The sequence below is a fragment of the Nocardioides daejeonensis genome (assembly GCF_003194585.1).
Taxonomy (GTDB): domain Bacteria; phylum Actinomycetota; class Actinomycetes; order Propionibacteriales; family Nocardioidaceae; genus Nocardioides; species Nocardioides daejeonensis.
The window spans coordinates 377,672-394,437 of sequence record NZ_QHKZ01000001.1; the positions used below are offsets into that span (position 1 = coordinate 377,672).

The window sequence follows — 16,766 nt, forward strand, 5'->3', positions numbered from 1 at the left end:
GAGTGCGCATGGACGAGAAGTGGGGATTCGCCGAGGGCGACCCGATCACCGCTGAGCTGACTGCGCTGCGGCTGCTCGGCGGTGGGGCGGCGTACGAGGCCTATCTGGCGTTCGACGAGATCACCTGGTCGCCCGTGGTGGTGAAGGTGCTCCGTCCCGATCAGGTCGCCGACTCCTCGTCCCTGCGGGGCCTGCGCCGGGAGGCGCAGGCCCTCGCCCGGATCAACCACCCGGTGGTGGTCCGGGGGCTGCGCCACGAGGCGGAGGGGGAGCGGCCCCACCTGGTGCTGGAGCAGGTCGACGGGCCGCGTCTCTCTTCGCTGATCCGCCGCTACGGACCGCTGCAGGCCGCGCAGTACCTGCCGCTGGCGATCGACATCGCCTCGGCGCTGCACTACTTCCGCCATATCGACTACGTGCACCTCGACATCAAGCCGAGCAACGTGATCATGGGGGCTCCCGCCCGCCTGATCGACCTGTCGGTCGCCCGCACCGTGGAGGCGGCGGCAGAGCTGCGGCACCTGATCGGCACCGACGCCTACATGGCCCCGGAGCAGTGCCAGCCCGTCGCCGACAACGCCCCGGGTCCGGCCAGCGACGTCTGGGGACTCGGAGCGACCCTCTTCCACGCGGTGACCGGACGGCGACCCTTCCGCTCCGGTGATCCCGACGCAGACGCACTCGACGACCGGTTCCCCCAGGTTGCCAAGGAGCCGCGGGAGCTGCCGGACGACGTACCGGCGCCGGTGCGCAAGGTGGTGAGCGCCTGCCTTGAGCACCGTCCCGAGGACCGCCCACTGCCCCGGGAGATCACCGAGGCGCTGGAGCCGGTCCTGGCTGCGCTGCCGCGGGGCCATCTCGCTGGATTCCGCCTGGGACGCTAGGGCCCGAGCGGTGCGGTCAGGGCTCCAACCGGTAGCCCATGCCACGCACGGTGGTGATCGCCCGTGCGCCCACTTTGCGGCGTAGGTACCCGACGTAGACGTCGACCACGTTGGAACCGGGGTCGAAGTCGAGCCCCCAGACATGATCGAGGAGCTGCTCCCGCGAGAGCACCTGACCGGGGTTGAGCAGGAAGATCTCGAGGAGGGCGAACTCGCGGGCGGAGAGGTCGACCGCCCGGCCCGCGATCGTCGCGCGCCGGGTCCGCAGGTCAAGCTCGACGCCGCCGGCACTGAGCTTCTCCACGGCGCCCCCGGGCTGGTCCCCGGACTGCCGGAGCCGAAGCCGGACCCGGGCGAGCAGCTCCGCGAAGCGGAACGGCTTGGGCATGTAGTCGTCCGCGCCACCCTCCAACGCGGAGACGGTGTCGGTCACCGAGTCGCGCGCGGTCAACACGATCACCGGCATGCGGGAGCCCTGGGCGCGCAGCTGCTCCAACACCTCGAAGCCGTCGAGACCGGGCAGGCCGATGTCGAGCACCATCAGGTCGTGCTGGCCGGAGAGCGCCTCGTCGAGACCGGAGGGACCGTCTCCGACGACGGTCGTGCGGTGGCCCTCGGCACGCAGCCCCTTGGCGACGAAGGAGGCGATCCGCTCCTCGTCCTCGACGATCAGGATGTGGGCCATGGCGTCTCCTGGGGGTAGGGCAGGGTGAGGACGAAGCGTGCTCCTCCGGAAGGCTCCGGATGGACGGAGACGGAGCCGCCGTGCGCCTCAGCGATGGCGCGGACCAGCGAGAGCCCGAGGCCGAAGCCCTCGTCGCCGCTCCGGACCGCGCTCCGGGCGAAACGGTCGAAGATCCGATGCCGGTCGGCCTCCGGCACGCCGTCTCCGGAGTCACGCACCCAGAGCTCGACACCGGTGGTGACCGCTCGAGCGCCGATGGCGATCTCGTCGTCCGGGTCGGTGTGCTTCACGGCGTTGTCGGCCAGTTGGAGCAGTGCCTGGGTGAGTCGCTGCTGGTCGACGAGTACCACGAGCTCGGGAGCGTCGTCGAGCAGCCAGCAGCGCTCGGCGAGGCCGGAGGCCTTCGCATGCACCGTCGTGACCAAGGAGTGCAGGTCGACGGGCTCGGGCGTCACGAAGTCGGGCCGGGCGCTCTTGGCCAGCTGGATCAGGTCGCCGACGAGGCGCGACATCCGGTCCACCTCGTCGAGGAGCAGGGCGCGGGTCTCGGCAACCTCTGCTGGGTCGCCGGTGTCCAACAGCTCGAGGTGGCCGCGCAGCACGGTGAGAGGTGTCTTGAGCTCGTGGCCCGCCGCGTCGAGGAAGAGGCGTTGATCGGCGAACGCCTGCTCGAGCCGGTCCAGCATCTGGTTGACGGTGCGGGTCAGGCGGGTGATGTCGTCGTTGCCGCTCTCGGGGATCCGCAGCGAGAGATCGCTGCCACTGATCTCGTGTGCGGTCGCGTCGAGCCGGCGCAGGGGCGCGAGCAGCCGGCCGGCCTGCCAGGTGGCGAGGCCGGTGATCACGAGGAGGGCGAGCAGCGCGGTGATCAGGTAGGTGCGCATCAGCGCGTAGAGCTCCCGGCGGCTCTCGTCGAAGACGGTCAGCACCACCAGGGCGCCGGTCTCGCCGCTGGGTGCGTGCGTCACCGGCTGGACCGACACCAGGACGTCTCCCAGCGACGTCGCGACGGTGACGTCCCCTCCGGTCCGTAGCCGCGCCTCGATCGCCGTGACCACACTGCGTTCTCCGGTCAGGGGCCCGTGCTCGGAGAGGGAGTGCAACGGCCAGCGGCGTCCGACGATCCACCCGACCAGCAGCTCGTCGTCGCTGGGTACGTTGCGGGAGATGAAGTCCCGGAAGAGCGCCTCGAGCCCGGCGAAGGGACGCCGGGTCTTCGGGTCGATGCCGCTGCTCTGCAGGTGGTCGAACTCCGCGATCTCCTGATCGGCGTGCTCGATCGCCTGGTCGTGCAGACGGGAGGACTCGAGGGCGAAGACGAGGCCGCCGACCAGAGCCAGCGCCAGGGCGCTGAGCAGCGCGACCGCCAGGGTCATGCGGACCCGCACGCTGAAGCCGGGGCGACGGGCCCGGCCGTCGTCGTCAGCGGCCACGGTCAATCGTCGTCGCGGTAGTCGTCACGCTCATCCCTGTCGTCATCGTCATCGTCGTCGCGGTCGTCGTCATCGTCGTCGACCTGCGGGCGGACCACCTCAGGACCGTCGTCGTCATCGTCGTCATCGTCGTCGGGGTCCGCCGTGGCGGTCCCGCGCGGCGGTCGCGGCTTGCGCGGCTTCTCGTCGGTCGGTGTGTCGGTCGGTTCGGAGGAGTTCTCCACCACGATGACCTGACGCTCCCGGGGCTCCTCGGCGCCGCCGGCGAGCGTCCCCGCGACATAGGCGGAGACAGGCAGCAGCACGGCGGCGATGCCGATCGGGGTCCAGGGCACTCTCATGGCAGCCACCATCCTGCCTCAGGGTGGGAACGGGATGAGAGGTCCATGAGAGGACCCTCATCTGCGCTGTCACCCGGTCTATAGAGTCACGGACATGACGACCTTGGGTGACGTGGTTGACCTGCTGCACGGGTGGTACCCGCCGCACACCGCCGACTCGTGGGACGCCGTCGGGCTCGTGCTCGGCGACCCCGCGCAGCCGGTGCGCAAGGTGCTCTTCGCCGTGGACCCCTCGCCGGCCGTGGCCCGGGAGGCGGCGGAGTGGAAGGCCGATCTGCTGGTGGTGCACCATCCGCTCTTCCTGAAGCCGGTGCATGGCGTGGCGGCCACGACCCCGAAGGGGCGCACCCTGGCCACCCTTGCCGGAGCAGGTTGCGCCTTGCTGACCGCGCACACCAACGCCGACCAGGCGCGGGGCGGTGTCTCCGAGGCGCTCGCCCAGGCGGTAGGTCTGGAGGCACTGCGGCCGATCGTGGCCATGCCGGAGGAGAAGCGCGACAAGATCGTCGTCTTCGTGCCAGGCGATGCGGCGGCGCCGGTGCGGGCGGCGATGGCCGAGGCGGGTGCCGGCGCCATCGGCGACTACGACCACTGCTCCTTCTCCAGCAGCGGTCAGGGACGGTTCCGGCCGCTGGAGGGCGCCGATCCGACGATCGGGACGGTCGGCGACATCGCGGTGGTGGAGGAGGACCGGGTCGAGGTGATCGCGCCACGCGCGCGGCGGAGCCAGGTGCTGCGGGCGATGCTCGCGGCGCACCCTTACGAGGAGCCGGCGTACGACGTCATCGAGCTTGCCGACGCCGGCCTGGCAGAGGAGGGCACGGGTCGGATCGGCGAGTTGACGGAGCCCGAGACGCTGCGCGCCTTCGCGACACGCGTTGCAGCTGCGCTGCCGGAGACCGCCCAGGGCGTGCGTGTCGGTGGCGACCCCGACCGGGAGGTACGCCGCGTGGCGGTGTGCGGTGGTGCCGGCGACTTCCTGCTTCCGCAGCTCCAGGGTGCCGAGGTAGACGTCTACCTGACCTCCGACCTGCGCCATCACCCGGCGGCCGAGTTTCTGGAGCACAGCGGGCCCGCGTTGATCGACGTGGCGCACTGGGCGGCGGAGTCAACCTGGCTGCCGGTGGTGCAGCGGCGCCTGGCCGAGGCGATGGGCGATACGGTTGTCTCCCGGGTGAGCACCGTGCCCACCGATCCGTGGACCTTCCGCATCTGAGGAGCCGACGCTGAAAGCCGATCCCGCCACCCAACTGAGCCTGCTCGCGGTCGTCGAACTGGACGAGCGCGTGGCTCAACTGCGTCACCGGTTGCGCAGCATGCCCGAGATCGCCGCGATCAAGTCCCTGGGCGAGAGTCGCGGCATCGTCTTCGACCGTGCCCGCGACCTGCGGATCGTGGTCGGCGACCTGACGCGCGACCAGAAGAAGTCCGACCAGGAGGTGGAGCAGGTGCGGGCGCGTCGTGACCGTGACCGCACCCGGATGGACCAGGGGTTGATCACCAACCCCAAGGACCTGGAGCGCATGACACACGAGATGACCTCGCTGGAGCGTCGCATCTCCGACCTCGAAGACATCGAGCTGGAGATCATGGCGCGACTCGAGGACGCGCAGGGCGACCTGAGTGCGGCCGAGTCGGATCTCACCGACCTCGACGAGCAGATCGCCGCGGCCACGGCGGAGCGGGATCGCCGGGGCAGCGAGCTCCAGGGCGAGCTTGCTGCCACTGAGTCGGAGCGCGCCGCCGCGGTGGCCGGACTCCCGGCCGACCTGGTGGCGCTCTACGAGAAGATCCGGGAGCGCCAGGGCACCGGAGCTGCGCTGTTGCGAGCCCGGCGCTGCGAGGGCTGCCAGATCACCCTCGATGCGGGCACGCTCGCGGTGATCACCAAGACCCCAGCGGACGATGTCGTGCGCTGCGAGGAGTGCGGCCGGATCCTGGTGCGCACCGGCGAGTCCGGCCTGTCCGGCCAGGGCTGAGTCTGTGGCTCGTCAGGTGGTGGTCGAGGCCGACGGCGCCTCGCGGGGAAACCCAGGCCCGGCGTCGTACGGCGCCGTTCTGCGTGATGCCGAGACCGGAGAGGTGATCGCCGAGGATGCCCGGACGCTGGGCGTCGCCACCAACAACGTCGCGGAGTACTCCGGCCTGGTCGCCGGTCTGGAGCTGGCGGCCGCTCGCGCCCCAGGGGCGGCGGTCGAGGTGCGGATGGACTCCAAGCTTGTCATCGAGCAGATGTCGGGCAACTGGAAGATCAAGAACGCGGACCTCGCGGTTCTCGCCGATCGCGCCCGAGCAGCGCATCCCGGCCCGGTGAGATACGTGTGGGTACCTCGCGAGCGGAACCGGGATGCCGATCGGCTCGGCAACGAGGTGCTGGACGGCAAGCGGCCGGAGGGACCGTCGGATGCGGCCCCGTCGGCGCCGGAGCAGAACATCGAGACGTCCACCCCGGCCTCGACACCACGTCGTGGCTGGTCCGGCGGCGGTGAGCGGCCGACGACGCTGGTGCTGGTGCGGCACGGAGTGACGGCGATGACCGTCGACAAGCGCTTCTCCGGCGGGCTGGGCGGCGCGAATCCGCCGCTGAGCGAAGAGGGGCGTGACCAGGCGCGACAGACCGGCGCGTGGCTCCGTTCGCTCTCCGAGCACGTCGACGAGGTATTGACCTCGCCGGTGCTGCGCACGATGCAGACCGCCGAGGAGATCAGCTCGGTGCTGGGCATGCGTGCGGAGCAGGCGCCTGCGTTCGCGGAGATGGAGTTCGGGCGCTGGGACGGGCTGACTTTCGCCGAGGTGGCGGAGCAGCACGGCGACGACATGCACCACTGGTTCTCCTCACTCGACGCAGCACCGCACGGGGGTGAGTCCTTCCGGCAGGTCCAGCAACGAGTGATCGCCGGTCTCGACGAGCTCGTCACCGAGCGGGCCGGCCGGACGCTGGTGCTGGTCTCCCACGTCACCCCCATCAAGGTTCTGGTTGCGCAGGCGCTCGGCGCCCCGCTGGAAGCGGTCTACCGGATGGAGCTCAGCCCAGCCTCCGTCACGGCCGTCTCCTACTACCCGGACACGCGCCCTGCCCCTGTGCGGGAGACCAGCCCGGCCGCGGGCGGGGGCGCTGGTGGAGTCCCGCCGTACCTCGCCTCGCTGCGGCTCTTCAATGCTCGACCTGGGCCGATGCCGCTCGCCTTGTGAACCGGCCGGAAGGTTGGTTCCTCGCCGAATGCGATCTAGGTAACTATTTGACCTAGGTGGAGGATGGGCGTGGACCGAGGGACCTGGCCGGAGCGCGACCACGAGTGGCTCGACGACTACCTGGCTGCGGTGAGTCAGCCGAACATGGCGTCCGAGGCGATCGAGGAGCGTACTCACGAGATGCTTGCGGCGCTGCTGACCGTTGATGAGGCGGCGGAGTCGCTCTTCGGTCCGGCCGAGGAGGTCGCTGCCGACGACGTCGCCGAATGGGGCAGCGAGGAGGTGGCCCTCGAGGAGTCGCTGGGCAGCGGATGGCGCTCAGGGTTGGTCTTCGTGGGCTTCAACCTGCTGATGGCCGACCTGGTCCTCACGGGCATCCTGTTGCTTTCACACGGGTGGCGGATCGACGTGCCGGTGGGGGCGGCGCTCATCACGGCCACGTGCGTGGGGGTGCTCGGCGCCTGGTCGGCAGCGCTTCCGTTGTTCGAGGCCGGACGGCCGGGCTGGTTGGCGACAGCGATCGTGACGGGTGCGGCGTTGATGATCGGGGGCGTGAGTCTCGCTTTGGCGATCGACGGCGAGCGGGTGCTGGTCGACGAAGCGCCCTGTTGTTGGTCGGTCTGATCGGCCTGCTCCCTGGGATCGGCATGATCGTGGCGGCGATGACGATCGCCGATCGAGGTCTGCGCACGGAGTGGACCGAGGACGAGTGGATGCGTCGTTTCCGCGGGGCGCTGCGCCTTCGTGGGATGGCCGTCGGAGTGATCAGGGCGCGCGAACGTGAGCTTCGCGATGCGCTCACCGAGGCTGGTCAGGCGGCCTACCAGGAGTACGGCCCCCCGGCGCTCATCAAGCTGGAGGCCGACGAGGCGATCACCGCCGAATGGGAGCCCGCCGAGACCGGCCCCGCGCGGAAGGTCTATGCGCTGACCGACGTCGGCCGGCAACGGCTCGCAGACCTGGATGAGGAGTGGCGGTCTTTCATCGCCGCAACCGACGCTCTGCGCCCCTAAGCGCCCCCGCCAGTAGCTGAGCTCCGCCGGCGGTCGAGCCCGGGTGCGTCGGTGGTCGAGCTTGTCGAGACCACGTTCCACAGCCGGTGGTCCAGCCCCAGCCTGTTGGTGTGTGGGCGTGCGTAGGCGCCCGTCACCGGTGTGTCGGTGCGGGCGTCCTGCGCGCTGCTGGAGCTGCTTCTATTGGAGTGGTCTGCTGGTGTCTGGGGTGACGAGCCAGCGTTGGTTGTGGTGGTTGGTCCACAAGTAGGACCCACCGGTGAGGCGCTCGTAGCGCCAGCGGCCGACGGTCTTGACCAGATGGTGTCGCCGACACAGCGGCGCCAGGTTGTCTGGTCGTGTCTGACCCGGTGGACCGCCGTCATCGGGCGGGACGTAGGGCTCGATGTGGTCGAGGTCGGCATCCCAGCTCGACTTGGTACATCCGGGATACACGCAGCAGGGGTCGCGGAGTCGGACCAACTGGGCCATCCAGGCGGGTGGGTCGTGCCGGTCCACCCAGTCACCCACACGGGGTGCTCGAGTGCCGCGAGGGCCGGAGCCGTGCCCCTGGACCGGCCCGTGTGATGGGCCGGGGCTGCCCGAGCCGCCGGGACCGTCTGGCCCGTCTCGGCCAGGACCGCCGTCGCTGTTGCCGCGGTTCATGTCGATGACCGGGGTGATGGTGGCGACGGAGCCGTGGCGTTGGAGCCAGTCTCGGAGTTGTCCGATGAGGATCTGGCCGAGTCGGTCGGTCGAGGCGATCTCGATGTCGTGGGCGCCGGTGAGGTCGAGGAGGTCAGTCAGGGACAGGTGCGCGAAGACGCGGAGTCCGCGGCCGGGCTTCACCTGGGTCCGAGCGACCGGGCCGCCAGCGGCATCACTGGGCGAGCCGGCCGCGCTGCCCGGGTCCTCACCGGCCGCGCCGCCATCAGAGCCTCTCCCGTCGTGAGCCTCGCCTGCCCCGAAGAGGTCCAGGGTGTCTTGGCTGTCGTCGACCAGCCGCCCGATCGCCTTCGCGCGGCGCTGGTTCAACGTGTCGGTGTCGCCGAGGGCTGCCAGTTGGTTGGCCTCGTCGGTCAACAGGTCGAGGAACCTGGCGAGGTCCAGCGAGTCGCCGCGGGCGGTGAGGTCGCTGGTCCCGCCGACAGCGACGTCGATGGAGCCGTCGCGGGCTTGGGGGTGGTTGACCCACACTCCCCAGTCGTCTTTGGTCTTCGGGGCCTTGGGGTCCTTGAACAACTCCGGGTGGAACTTCACCGTCGCGTACGCCAGCGTCTTCTCGATGGTCGGCCACCCGACCAGTCCGGTGGCGGCGAGTTCGGTGTCGAACCAACGGACGGCCTCGAACGAAAGGTTGCGGGTGATCTCGGCGACCCGGCGAGCCTTCCACCCCGGCACGGTCAGGTCTTCGACCTTTGCCCAGAGCCTGGGGAGCCGGTGGTGGAGATCCAACGTGTCGGCGATCAGGTTGAGCGCGGCGGCCCGGGAGCAGCCGGCAGCGGCGGAGAACTCCTCGACTGCGAACAGCGCCACGTCGGGCGTGCCTTCGCCGGACATCTTCACGTCCGTGTCGTTGGGGTAGAGGATCTGGTCGCCGAATGTGGCCCGGGGGTGGTCGGGCGTTGGCGGGTTGAGGACGGCCCATCGATAGGCGAGCCGGAGCTTGCGACGGGCTGCTCCAAGCTCCCGGAATCGGTCTTCGGAGACGAGGCCGAGCAGGGTCCCGCCGTCGAGGTCGGTGACCTCGTACGGCTGGTGCCGGGCATCGATCTCAAGCATGAGACAAGTCCATCACGCACCCCCGACAGCACTCCTGGGCCGAACTTCCGAGGCTGGGTGCCGGCGTCTCGTCGGTCGGCGGCACCCAGCGAACCGCGTGGGAATGGCACTCGATGAACGGGGCCGGAGAGGGAGGTCTCGACAGGCTCGACCACCGGAGGGGTGGGCTAGAGCTCGGTGACGATCACGTCGAGGCGCGTGCCCTTGGGGGTCGGCTCGCCAGCCTCGACGGTCCAGCCCAGATCGGCCAGCACGGCGGCAAGCGCCTGGGGCGTCCGAGGGTTGCGGCCGTCCTCCAGGAGCTGGCGGACGATGCGACCCTTGGTGGCCTTGTTGAAGTGGCTCACGACCTTGCGCGTGCCACCGGTCTCGTGCAGCACCCGGACGGTGGCGACGCGCGGGGCGAGGTCGGCCGGCGGTCGCCAGAAGGCGGCGTACGTGCTGGAGCGGAGATCGACCAGCAGGCCGGTGCCTATTGCCTCGGTGATGGCGGGGCCGAGGTGATCGCGCCAGAAACCGGCTACCGGCCCGAGGCCGGGAAGAGTGACGTCGCCGGAGAGTCGGTACGACGGGATCGGGTCGGCGGGGCGGACGATGCCGAAGAGCGACGAGGTGATGGCGACGCGGCTGTTCGCCCGCCGCTTCGCAGCGGCGGAGAGGGTGGCGAAGCCCAGGTTGTCGAAGAGCACGCCTGTGTAGACCCGGTCTGCTCGGGCGGTCGGCGCCTGCTCCAGGGATGCGTTGCGGGCGACGAGCTCCCACTGCGTGGCACCGAGTCCGAGAACGCCGGCAGCTCGTTCGGTCGCCACCTGCTTCTGCTCCGAGGTGTCGTGCTCGGCGCCACCGGTGCAGAGGTCGACCAGCGTGCCAAGCACCTGATGGCGGGCACCGGTCAGGCCAGGGGAGGCCAAGCGGTCCAGGTCGAGGGGCTTCCCGCGCGCGGGTGATGCCTTGCCCTCGCTCGGGGGAAGCAGGATCAGCACCCGCAAAGGCTAGACGAGCAACGCCGTACCGACGGTGCCGGGTCGGCCACCGGGATCTCCTAGGGTGGCGGTATGCCGAGTCGAGTGGTTCATGTCAGGGGAGCCGACCTGCGGGACGAGGTCACCGCGCTACAGCAGCGCCTGGGGGTGACCTCGGAGTTCCCACCCGAGGTCGAGGAGGCTGCCGCCCGCGCGGCGACGGCACCGCGCCTTCCGGAGCTCGACCGCACCGGGATTCCCTTGCGCACCATCGACCCCGATGGCGCGATGGACCTCGATCAAGCGCTCCACATCGAGCGCAACGGGCCAGGCTTCACGGTCTTCTATGCCATCGCGGACGTCGCCGCATTCGTGACGCCCGACGACCCAGTCGACCTCGAGGCGCGTCGGCGGGGCCAAACGCTCTACGGCGCGGACCGCAAGGTGCCGCTGCATCCGACGGTGCTCTCGGAGGCAGCTGGGTCGTTGCTGCCCGACGAGACGCGGCCGGCCCTGCTCTGGACCATCGAGGTCGACGAGACAGGTGAAGGCACCTCGGCGGTGGTGGAGCGGGCGTTGGTGCGCTCCCGTGCGCGGCACAGCTATGCCGAGGTGCAGGAGGCGCTCGACGCAGGCAGGGCTGAGGAGGTCTTCGAGCTGCTGCGCGAGGTCGGTGAGCTGCGTCTGGCCCGCGAGGCGCAGCGCGGCGGTGTCTCGCTTCCGCTTCCCGAGCAGGAGGTCGTGCTCGACGGTGAGCACTGGGGGCTGGGCTTCCGTGCGATGCTGCCGGTCGAGGAGTGGAACGCCCAGATCTCGCTGCTCACCGGGAGCGCCGCGGCGTCGCTCATGGTCTACGCGCGGGTGGGCATCCTGCGGACCCTTCCGCCGGCGGACCCTCGCGACGTGAAGCGGTTGCACCGGACCGCACACGCGTTGGGGATCCCCTGGCCCGCCGAGGTGCTCTATCCCGAGTTCATCCGTTCCCTGGACCCTCTCGACGGGGCACACGCGGCCATGCTGGTCGCGTGCACGCGCCTGCTCCGAGGCAGCGGTTACGTCGGGTTCGACGGCGAGCTTCCCGCGCAGCCGGAGCACGCCGCGATCGCCGGCGAGTACGCGCACGTCACGGCGCCGCTGCGGCGCCTGGTGGATCGCTACGCCAGCGAGATCTGCGTGTCGCTCTGCGAGGGGAAGCCGGTGCCGCAATGGGTGCTCGACCGGCTGCACGACGTGCCCGAGGTGATGGCCTCCTCCAGCCGCACCGCGGGTGCCTACGAGCGAGGCGTTCTCGACATCGTGGAGGCCGCCGTGCTCGCTCCCCGGGTCGGTGAGACCTTCGAAGCCGTCGTCGTCGAGATCGACGAGAAGGACGACCGGCGCGGCGACATCACGATCGCCGACCCGGCGATCGAGGCCCGGGTGACCTCCGAGACGCCGCTGCCGCTGGGGGAGCAGGTGCGGGTCACCCTCACCGCCGTCGAGCCGGAGCAGGGCAAGGTCACCTTCGTTACGGTGTGAGGCGGAAGGGCTGGCTCATAGGCCGGGTTCTGTTCGCCGGTGGGCCTTGCGACCCGCCGGTTGGCGACCATCCATCTGGGACCACCGTTGCCGATGGCCTCGTGCGATCTACCCGCACGCTCGGGCGAGCCGCCCTCAGGCACGTGCGCGCCGGACCCCGGAGGGAACGGCTTCTTGATCTTGCTCCGGGTGGGGTTTACCTAGCCGCACCGGTCACCCGGCACGCTGGTGGTCTCTTACACCACCGTTTCACCCTTACCGCCCGCCACCCGGAGGTGGTGAGCGGCGGTCTGCTCTCTGTGGCACTGTCCCGCGAGTTACCCCGGGTGGGTGTTACCCACCACCCTGCCCTGTGGAGCCCGGACCTTCCTCGACACACCCCGGTGGGGGAGCGCCGCGGCCGCCCGGCCAGCCCTTCCGCGCTACTCAGGATAGGGCATCAAGGGGAATCAACCGACGCCTGCGTGGGTTGGGTCGACATGGACGAGATGGAGCGGTACGAGGCCCCGAAGATGATCTTCCCCGGCCAGCGAGACCTGGCGGGCGCCTACCGCGTCGCCTGGGGCCTGCTCCACGACGACGCGCCGGCGGAGGCACTGGAGATCCTGGAGCCGGCGCTCGAGGCCGAGCCCGACAACGTGGGCCTGCGGTCGCTTCGGGCGTGGGCGTTCTTCCGGCGGGCTCAGCTCGACAAGGCGATCGCTGACCTCCGGTTCCTGGTCGAGGCCGATCCCACCGACGTGTGGGCGCGTCACACCCTCGGCCGCGCCTACGAGCGGAAGTCGGCGTACACCGATGCGCTGCCGCATCTGCGGATCGCCGCGGTGATGAGCGGGGACGCGGCGCACGAGCGTGCGGTCGCCCGGGTGCTGCACCTGCAGGACCAGCTTGCGCAACGGGTCAACTGAGCTCGCGGGGTACGGCAACAGCTCGTGCGGTGGTGCTGTCGCGCTTCGGCGTCCTAGGACTGGCGAAGCGACCACCGCCCCGCGTCACAGCCGGGTGAGCACCTCGGCGCCGGTCTCGGTGACCAGCAGCGTGTGCTCGAACTGGGCACTGCGGCGGCGGTCCTTGGTGACGACCGTCCAGCCGTCCTCCCACATGTCCCACTCGTGGGTGCCGAGGTTGAGCATCGGCTCGATGGTGAAGGTCATGCCGGGGCGGATCTCGTCGTCGTAGCCGGACTCGTCGTAGTGCGGCACGATCAGTCCGCTGTGGAAGTGGGTGCCGATGCCGTGCCCGGTGAACTCGCGAACCACGCCGTAGCCGAAGCGGCGCGCGTAGGACTCGATGACGCGGCCGATCACGTCGATGCGTCGGCCCGGCTTGACCGCCTTGATGCCGCGCTCGAGCGCCTCCTTGGTGCGCTCGACCAGCAACCGGGTCTCGTCGTCGACATCGCCGGCCAGGAAGGTGGCATTGGTGTCCCCATGCACACCGTGGAGGTAGGCGGTGATGTCGATGTTGACGATGTCGCCCTCCCGGACGACGGTGTCGTCGGGGATGCCGTGGCAGACGACCTCGTTGATGCTCGAGCACAACGACTTCGGGAAGCCGCGATAGCCGAGCGTCGACGGGTAGGCGCCGTGGTCGCAGAGGAACTCGTGACCGATCCTGTCCAGCTCGTCGGTGGTCACTCCCGGGACGACGTGCCGCCCGACCTCTTCCCGGGCCTGAGCCGCGAGACGCCCCGTGATCCGCATCTTCTCGATCGTCTCGGCGTCCTTCACCTCGTCGCCGGTGAAGGGCTGCGGCGCTGGCTGGTCGACGTACTCCGGACGCACGATGTGCGAGGGCACGGGACGGCGTGGCGAGACACGGCCGGGAACGACTGCGGAGGTGGTGCTGGGCATGGGCCGAGTGTAGTTTCGCCACCATGGACGACGAGTACTGGTTCTGCCTGAAGCACCACACCGTCGAGCCGCGGGAGGGATGCCGCAACGCCGACCGGCTCGGTCCCTACCCGTCGCAGGCTGAGGCCGCGCGGGCACTCGACAAGGTCGCCGAGCGCAACGACGAGTGGGACAACGACCCGGACTGGAACGACGACGCATCGACGGACACCGACGCCTGAGTCGATGACTTAGCGGTAGGTTTCGCCGCGTGCATCGTGAGCCGGCGTCCCCGTGGCCCTTCGTGGGCATGATCGGGCTGTTCTGCGCCCTCTTCCTGTACGGCGCCAGCGTGCTGCTTGCCCCGTGGTGGGGCGTGCTCCTCCTGCTGACGCTGTGGCTGGTGCTGTTCGGTATGGCCTGCAAATGGTGGACACCGCACCCGAAACGGCTTCCGTTCCTCGCGATCTTCGCCATGCTGTTCTGGTTCTGCTTCATCAACGCGGGCGGCGCGTGGCTCGGATGGGTCGCCTGAGCACTCCCTCCAACGAAAGGCTCCGGATGCGATCCCTCGTCCTCACCACCGCGCTCGCCTGTGTCGCGCTCACCGCTGCCTGCGGGGGCGACTCGGACGACGGCGACGGGGACGCGACCTCGCCCCTCGACGCCTCGGTCGCGGCGATCTCGGACTGCCTGGAGAAGGCCGGGCTGCCTGCCGTCGACAAGGAGGCGATCCCCTTCGGGGTCGACGATCCCGTGCGCGGAGTGAAGGTCGACCTCATCGAGCAGCAGGACGCTCAGGGGATGGACATCTGGGTCTTCGAGTCGCAGGAGGCGGCGGCCGAGAACCGGGTGGCGATCACCCTCAGCAAGCAGGACACCCCGACCTCGGGCGTGGTCGCAGCGGTGGTCTACCGGTGGTACACGCTTCCCGACCCGGACGCACCGTACGTCGCGCCGGCACTGGACTGCCTCAGCGCGGACTGACCCGCAACACCCGGTCGTCGCTGCCGTTGGAGGTGGTGACCAGCAGGTCGCCGTTGCTGTCCCGGGTCACCGACCGGAGCCGCCCATGGGTGCGCAGCGCCTTAGGCGCCCGGCTCCAGCGCAGCTTGCCGCGCTTGTCGAACTTCAGGAACACCACCCGGTTGCCCGCGAGGGCGGCAACCGCCAGGGTGCCGTCGAGACGGCCCCAGCGGCTGCCCTCGACCCACGCGGCGCCGGAAGTAGCGATCGTGGTCGGACCGCTGCGCCAACGGGCGTTGCGTTGCTTGCCGGGCAACGTGTGGTCGGTCATCGGCACCGACTCGTTGTAGCCCGGCACCGGGTTCCAGCCGTAGTTGCCTGCCTTGCGGAGCCGGTTGACCTCGTCGTCCCGATAGGAGCCGTGCTCGATCGACCAGAGGGATCCGTCGGCCCGCTGGGCGAGGCCCTGCACGTTGCGGTGGCCGTAGGTGAAGACGTAGCGCTTCTGCTTGTTGCGGGCGTGCCGCCACGGGTTCTTGGGCCAGGGCTTGCCGGTGCTGGGGTCGAGACGGAGCACCTTGCCGCCGAGCGAGGTGAGGCGCTGGGGATTGGTGCCCTGCGCGGCGTCGCCGGTGCCGACGAGAAGTGACCCGTCGCGGGCGAGAAGCAGCCGACAACCGCCGTGTCGTCCGCTGGAGGCGGGGAGCCCGGCCACCAAGGTGCGCGGCTGCGTGGTGCGCCACGGCGACTCGTCGAGCCTCCACGACACCACCCGGACGTCCTTGACCCCGCCGGCCCGGTAGCCGTGGCAGACGTAGATGCGGCGGTTGTCGGCGAAGTCGGCGTCGACGGCGATCGACATCAGGCCGGTCTCGCCCGATGCCCACACGCTGCTGGTGGGGAAGTCGACGGCGGCAAGACGCTCGCCGTCCCAGACGCTGAGCCGGCGCCGATCACGCTCGGTCACGAGCTGGTGGCCGTCGGGGAGCACCTGGACGTCCCACGGGATCTCCAGGCCGTTGATCTCCGTGCGGACCGCGAGCCGGGGCATCGCCTTGCGTGCCGGTGCCTCGGCACGACTCTCGGCGGTGCTCCCGCCGGGGGAGGGGGTCGCAGAGTCGGCGCAGGCGGGGGCGCCGACGACGAGGGTGACGGTGAGCAGGGCGACGGCGGCTCGCATGACACGACGGTACTCGCCGCCGCCACCCTGCAGCGTCAGAACGAGTGCTCGGGGCCGGGGAAGGCGCCGGAGCGGACCTCGTCGGCGTACGCGCGCGCGCCGTCGAGCAGCGCCGCGTGCACGTCGGCGTACTGCTTGACGAACTTCGCCATCCGGCCGGTGCGCAGACCGAAGGCGTCCTGCCACACCAGCACCTGTCCGTCGCACTGGTTGCCCGCACCGATGCCGATGGTGGGGATCACCAGCTCGCGGGTGATCTCACCCGCGACGTCGGCGGGCACCATCTCCATCACGACCGCGAAGGCACCGGCAGCCTGGACGGCGAGGGCGTCCCGCTTGACCCGTTCGGAGGTCTCGCCCCGACCCTGGACCCGGTAGCCACCCAGGGCGTGCTCGCTCTGGGGCGTGAAGCCGATGTGGGCAACGACGGGGATACCGCCCTGGGTGAGCTTCTCGATGACAGGAGCCATCTCGGCACCGCCCTCGAGCTTCACGCAATGGGCGCCGGCCTCCTTCATGAAGCGCACAGCCGTCAGATAGCCCTGCTCGGGCGAAGCCTGGTAGGAACCGAACGGCATGTCCGCGACGACCATCGCGCGCTTGGCCGCCCGGGCGACCGCACGGGTCAGCGGGATCAGCTCGTCGACCGTGATCGGCAACGACGTCTCGTTGCCCAGCACGTTGTTGGACGCGCTGTCGCCGACGAGCAGCATGTCGATGCCGGCCTCGTCGAAGGTGGCCGCCGTGTACATGTCGTAGCTGGTGAGCATGGTGATCCGCTCACCACGCTCCTTCATCTCCCGCAGATGGTGTGTGCGGACCCGCCTGACGGGTGCCGCCGTGCCTGCGCCGCCGCCGTACGGCGCGGCGACCTCGGGGTTCTTCGTCTCGCTCATGGCGATCCCTCCTGGTGTTCTCGCGGCTCCCGTTGTGGGAGTCCCCGGACCACCGCCAACGCTAGTGCGCCGCGACGGGTTGGGGCGTGTGGGAACCGTCACG

19 protein-coding genes and 1 other RNA gene are annotated in these 16,766 nt (G+C 70.2%); 11 read left to right on the forward strand and 9 right to left on the reverse strand.

The genetic code is table 11. The features are described 5' to 3' along the window. Positions 1-8: 8 nt before the first annotated feature. Positions 9-884 carry a serine/threonine-protein kinase gene (locus DNK54_RS01825; protein ID WP_110205236.1) on the forward strand — a complete coding sequence of 292 codons (876 nt, stop codon included), beginning with the start codon at positions 9-11 and terminating at the stop codon, positions 882-884. Between the two features lie 16 nt (positions 885-900). Here DNK54_RS01825 and DNK54_RS01830 read toward each other — a convergent pair whose 3' ends face one another. Genes DNK54_RS01830 through DNK54_RS21000 form a run of 3 tightly spaced genes read right to left on the reverse strand, consistent with a single transcriptional unit; the run spans position 901 to position 3,343 of the window. Continuing rightward, positions 901-1,569, reverse strand: a complete 669-nt coding sequence (locus DNK54_RS01830) for a response regulator transcription factor (RefSeq protein ID WP_110205237.1) — start codon at positions 1,567-1,569, stop codon at positions 901-903. Further along, positions 1,554-3,002 (reverse strand): sensor histidine kinase, encoded by a 1,449-nt coding sequence (locus DNK54_RS01835; protein WP_110205238.1) that lies wholly within the window; start codon positions 3,000-3,002, stop codon positions 1,554-1,556. The genes DNK54_RS01830 and DNK54_RS01835 overlap by 16 nt, the downstream gene beginning before the upstream one ends. 2 nt (positions 3,003-3,004) lie before the next feature. Continuing rightward, entirely contained in the window at positions 3,005-3,343 is a 339-nt protein-coding gene (locus DNK54_RS21000) for a hypothetical protein (RefSeq protein ID WP_162602272.1), read from the reverse strand. Positions 3,344-3,437: 94 nt separating this feature from the next. On the opposite strand from DNK54_RS21000, the gene DNK54_RS01845 reads away from it, so the two are divergent. The 5 genes from DNK54_RS01845 (at position 3,438) to DNK54_RS01865 (ending at position 7,548) form a co-directional block, all read left to right on the forward strand. Beyond that, positions 3,438-4,559 carry a Nif3-like dinuclear metal center hexameric protein gene (locus tag DNK54_RS01845; protein ID WP_110205239.1) on the forward strand — a complete coding sequence of 374 codons (1,122 nt, stop codon included), beginning with the start codon at positions 3,438-3,440 and terminating at the stop codon, positions 4,557-4,559. Between the two features lie 58 nt (positions 4,560-4,617). Beyond that, a complete protein-coding gene (locus DNK54_RS01850) occupies positions 4,618-5,322 on the forward strand; it encodes a zinc ribbon domain-containing protein (protein WP_420846356.1) in 705 nt (234 codons plus the stop codon). A 4-nt stretch (positions 5,323-5,326) separates the two neighbouring features. Continuing rightward, positions 5,327-6,535: a bifunctional RNase H/acid phosphatase gene (locus DNK54_RS01855; protein WP_239459862.1), complete on the forward strand. Its 1,209-nt coding sequence runs from the start codon at positions 5,327-5,329 to the stop codon at positions 6,533-6,535. Positions 6,536-6,604: 69 nt separating this feature from the next. Continuing rightward, a complete protein-coding gene (locus tag DNK54_RS01860) occupies positions 6,605-7,159 on the forward strand; it encodes a hypothetical protein (RefSeq protein WP_110205242.1) in 555 nt (184 codons plus the stop codon). Then, positions 7,144-7,548, forward strand: a complete 405-nt coding sequence (locus DNK54_RS01865) for a PadR family transcriptional regulator (protein ID WP_239459863.1) — start codon at positions 7,144-7,146, stop codon at positions 7,546-7,548. The genes DNK54_RS01860 and DNK54_RS01865 overlap by 16 nt, the downstream gene beginning before the upstream one ends. A gap of 180 nt (positions 7,549-7,728) precedes the next feature. On the opposite strand, the gene DNK54_RS01870 is transcribed toward DNK54_RS01865, so the two are convergent. Beyond that, positions 7,729-9,309 carry an HNH endonuclease signature motif containing protein gene (locus DNK54_RS01870; RefSeq protein ID WP_110205243.1) on the reverse strand — a complete coding sequence of 527 codons (1,581 nt, stop codon included), beginning with the start codon at positions 9,307-9,309 and terminating at the stop codon, positions 7,729-7,731. A 167-nt stretch (positions 9,310-9,476) separates the two neighbouring features. Next, a complete protein-coding gene (gene yaaA / locus DNK54_RS01875; protein WP_110205770.1) occupies positions 9,477-10,292 on the reverse strand; it encodes a peroxide stress protein YaaA in 816 nt (271 codons plus the stop codon). A 72-nt stretch (positions 10,293-10,364) separates the two neighbouring features. Between yaaA and DNK54_RS01880 the strand changes: the two genes are divergently transcribed. Beyond that, on the forward strand, positions 10,365-11,789 hold the full coding sequence (locus tag DNK54_RS01880; RefSeq protein ID WP_110205244.1) for an RNB domain-containing ribonuclease: 1,425 nt from the start codon (positions 10,365-10,367) through the stop codon (positions 11,787-11,789). 2 nt (positions 11,790-11,791) lie between these two features. Here DNK54_RS01880 and rnpB read toward each other — a convergent pair. Next, an RNA gene (gene rnpB, locus DNK54_RS01885) (RNase P RNA component class A) lies at positions 11,792-12,205 on the reverse strand. A gap of 63 nt (positions 12,206-12,268) precedes the next feature. Here rnpB and DNK54_RS01890 point away from each other — a divergent pair. After that, complete coding sequence (locus DNK54_RS01890; RefSeq protein WP_162602273.1) at positions 12,269-12,697, forward strand: tetratricopeptide repeat protein; 429 nt, start codon at positions 12,269-12,271, stop codon at positions 12,695-12,697. Between the two features lie 84 nt (positions 12,698-12,781). On the opposite strand, the gene map is transcribed toward DNK54_RS01890, so the two are convergent. Beyond that, positions 12,782-13,642 (reverse strand): type I methionyl aminopeptidase, encoded by an 861-nt coding sequence (gene map / locus DNK54_RS01895; RefSeq protein WP_110205246.1) that lies wholly within the window; start codon positions 13,640-13,642, stop codon positions 12,782-12,784. A 23-nt stretch (positions 13,643-13,665) separates the two neighbouring features. On the opposite strand from map, the gene DNK54_RS01900 reads away from it, so the two are divergent. Genes DNK54_RS01900 through DNK54_RS01910 form a run of 3 tightly spaced genes read left to right on the forward strand, consistent with a single transcriptional unit; the run spans position 13,666 to position 14,608 of the window. After that, positions 13,666-13,863: a hypothetical protein gene (locus DNK54_RS01900; protein WP_110205247.1), complete on the forward strand. Its 198-nt coding sequence runs from the start codon at positions 13,666-13,668 to the stop codon at positions 13,861-13,863. Positions 13,864-13,892: 29 nt separating this feature from the next. Then, positions 13,893-14,156, forward strand: coding sequence for a hypothetical protein (locus tag DNK54_RS01905; protein ID WP_110205248.1), 264 nt, complete (start codon positions 13,893-13,895; stop codon positions 14,154-14,156). Positions 14,157-14,182: 26 nt separating this feature from the next. Continuing rightward, positions 14,183-14,608: a hypothetical protein gene (locus tag DNK54_RS01910; RefSeq protein WP_110205249.1), complete on the forward strand. Its 426-nt coding sequence runs from the start codon at positions 14,183-14,185 to the stop codon at positions 14,606-14,608. Here the strand turns inward: DNK54_RS01910 and DNK54_RS01915 are convergent. Both DNK54_RS01915 and panB read right to left on the reverse strand, forming a co-directional pair. After that, positions 14,595-15,767, reverse strand: a complete 1,173-nt coding sequence (locus DNK54_RS01915) for a PQQ-dependent sugar dehydrogenase (protein WP_110205250.1) — start codon at positions 15,765-15,767, stop codon at positions 14,595-14,597. The two genes, DNK54_RS01910 and DNK54_RS01915, sit on opposite strands and share 14 nt — an antisense overlap. Positions 15,768-15,802: 35 nt before the next feature. Then, positions 15,803-16,663, reverse strand: coding sequence for a 3-methyl-2-oxobutanoate hydroxymethyltransferase (gene panB, locus DNK54_RS01920; RefSeq protein WP_110205251.1), 861 nt, complete (start codon positions 16,661-16,663; stop codon positions 15,803-15,805). Between the last annotated feature and the right edge of the window lie 103 nt (positions 16,664-16,766).